This window comes from Acidiferrobacter sp., assembly GCF_054609335.1.
Map to the genome: position 1 here is coordinate 1 of NZ_JBTRWP010000100.1, position 2,982 is coordinate 2,982.

Here is a 2,982-nt window from a genome sequence, read left to right on the forward strand (position 1 = left end):
AGACATCGCCCTTACGGGCCTTGTGACGGGCTCCTCGCGGAGCCTCTCCCCTCGGGGCTGTGGACAACCGGCTCCACTCTCTCGAGTGCGGTCGGAACCTTCGGCGCTTTGCCTTTCGCCTTTACCCGCTTTACAGGGAGAGCATAGGCCATGCGGCCTACAATGTGATTCCAACCTTCCAGTGTCCGGGACTGAGGAAGCATCCCGGAGTGGGTCCGAACGACCTATTGTCCACGTCTGCACGGTACCGCTTGTGCCCCCTGGTCAACCGAGCTTTTGGGTCTTCAACCTCCAAGCTCCGGGCTTTAGCCCGGGGTAGTTGACGGCCCACTCCCTCAAAAGACCATATCCAAGGACGCTCGGTGATCCAACCCCTGGCTCGCCCCCGGCATCCCCATCAGGACCATTCAGTCCTGGTCCGCCGACCCCGGCGCGGGTTGGGCGGCCGCAATGTCCTGTCGCGCCATCATAGCAAAACTTAATGGGCGCCCCTGGTGTACGGTTTTATTTATGGGCAAATTCTTGGCGACCCGAAGCGGTCATAGCGACTTTGCGCGCGGGCAATGAGCGAGATTGTCGAGATCAGCCCTGTGTCTTGTAGGAGGGGACCATACCGTGGAAGCCGCGCATCGCAGGGTCGACGGGCGCGTTTGCCCCGCGGTCTTCGCGCCAAGCTGCCCGTCTCACGAAGCCCTGGGCCCGTGCCCCGCGGGCGCTCTCGTGCGCTCGATCGGAGCGGACGGCCCTTGCCGGACGACGGGGCGCGCTATTTTTTTGTCTCGCCCTTCAGCCGCGCGAGTTCGGCGTCCACGGAATCTCCGGAGCGCAGTTTCGCAAGTTCGCGCTCGGCGGGCGACTGATCATCGCCATCGTCCAGCACCCCGCTCTCGGCGAGCGAGTCCATCGCCTGGGCGCGGGCCTGCATCTGCTCGGTCTTGTCCTTGGCGCGACGCACGCTCTCGCCCACGCCGCCTAGCTTTTCGCTCAGCCCGGACATCGATTCGTTGACCTTGACCTGGGCCTCCGCGCTGCCGTATTGGCTCTTCAAGACCTCTTTCTGGGTGCGGAAGGCGTCGATCCGCTCTTGGAACTTATGCTCGTAGTCGATGAGCTTTTGGACCTGTGCGGCGATGTTGTCGCGGGCCTCGGTGAGCGATGCGAGCTTGACTGTCGCGGCCTGCTTTTGGGTGAGCGCGCTACGCGCCAGGTCTTCGCGGTTCGATTGCAGGGCCAGCCGGGCGTCGGCCTCGTGGCGTGCGATATCGGCCTGCGTGGTACTCATTTGTTGCTCGAGGACCTTCTGCTCGGTCACGACATCGGCGAGGTGGCGGCGGGTCTCCTGGAGGCCCGCCAGCATCTTTTCGTAAGAAAGGTCCAGTTGCTCGTTCGGATCCTCCGCGGCGTTGATGAGTTTGTTGAATTTGGCCTCGATGACGTCGGCCGCGCGTTTGAAAAGGCTCATAATAATCTCCCTAGTCGTTTACCGGGATGACAATTTGCGGAATCAATCGTTCAGGGATCACGGTCGCGTCTTCTATGGGTTTCACCGCCGTGCCGATGGCGAAGAACTCGATGACGTGCGGCTGCCAGTTGTGTGATCCCTCGTGCAGCTGGACTGCAACCACACCCTCAGCGCCGGCCTCTTTGGCTTCCTGCTGCATGCGCTCCATGGCGAGTTCGCGGGCGTCGTACATGGCTTGGGTGAAAAGTGGCATCTCGACGTTGCGCCCTACGTTGCCGAGCGACTGCAGCATGCCCTGATGGGCCACGTGGTATACGCAGGAGCCCATGACGAGCGCGAGCGGTCGGTAGCCGGATTGCAGCAGCATCCAGAGGTCCTGGCCGGAGAGGTCGGAAGTAAAGGGCTTGCCAGCGGGGCCCTTGAAGCCGGGGTGGCCCTTGCTGTGGGCGATGGCCGTGCCAATGGCCAGAAACTCGAGGATGTCCTTGTCCCAGTCCATGCGCTTGACCTCAAGGCGCACGCCGACCACGCCGTCTGCCGACAAGGACTGCGCTTCCTGCTCCATGCGCGTCATCGCAAGCTCGCGGGCCTCGTACATGGCTTGCGACAAGACCGCCATTTCCTGGTTCTTGCCCCAGCCGGCGTATTGGATGCCGGTATGGTAGATACAGGAGCCGACAACCAAGCCCAGCGGCTCGAAACCGGCCTCACCTACCATCAGGAATTCGTTTACGGAAAAGTCCGAGGTGAAGATGCCGCCCCGGCGGCTCGTGTCGCGCAGGCCCTCCAGGCGCTCGCGCGCGTGTTGCGGCAGATCGGGGACTGTCTCACTCATGTTACAGGACCTCCCTGGTGGTGTCGGTGGCGGCCAGCAGCCGCGGATCGCGCACGCTCGTTACCAGCCGCACGCCGAACGGGCGTCGCGTACGGCTGTCGTGGAGGATGGCGGTGCCCAGCGCGATATAGCGGGCGAGGAAGCGCGGGTAGGGGTTGTTCTCGTCGGGCTCGACGCGGTAGAGCTCGGTATGCTGGGTATGGGCGAGGACCCCCGAGCCCAGACGCACTCCGTCGTCGCGCAGCTCCAGCAGGGCCTGGCGGCGCACCCGCGTGAGGAAGGTCGAGAGTGGCGCGATCTCCTGGTTCCAGAAGGACGCGGTGTTCGCAGTCGAGTAGCCGCTCGCAACGAACCAGTCATAATGGGCGCCTATGGCAAGGCCCACGGGCACGATCCCGGATTCGAGCAGTCGCGCGAACTCGAGGGCGGAGACCGTGGCGAGCGCGGGGTTGGTCGATTCCGCGAGGCCGTCTAGACGCACGGCGGTGCCGGTCACGCCGTAGTCCATGTGATCTTCATTCTCCGTCCCCGGCATGCGGCGCACGCGCAGGGTCACGTCGACCACCGCGTTCGCACCCATGAGCCCCGCCTCGAGGCGCAGCCGGTCGAGCGCCGTATGCCAGCCCTCGTAGTGGCCGCGCGTCCAGGAGTATCCAAAGTGAAACCAGCAGTTGCCAGAGACGAG

General features: G+C 64.0%; 3 protein-coding genes. All 3 read right to left on the reverse strand.

Annotated elements, in window-relative coordinates:
• Positions 1–766: 766 nt before the first annotated feature.
• A complete protein-coding gene (locus tag ACYCTF_RS14285; protein WP_461283944.1) occupies positions 767–1,462 on the reverse strand; it encodes a PspA/IM30 family protein in 696 nt (231 codons plus the stop codon).
• Between the two features lie 10 nt (positions 1,463–1,472).
• The gene (locus ACYCTF_RS14290; RefSeq protein WP_461283943.1) at positions 1,473–2,297 is read right to left on the reverse strand and encodes a heavy metal-binding domain-containing protein; all 825 of its coding nucleotides are present in this window, start codon (positions 2,295–2,297) and stop codon (positions 1,473–1,475) included.
• Position 2,298: 1 nt separating this feature from the next.
• A partial coding sequence (locus ACYCTF_RS14295; RefSeq protein WP_461285082.1) for a hypothetical protein occupies positions 2,299–2,982 on the reverse strand: 684 nt, incomplete at its 5' end.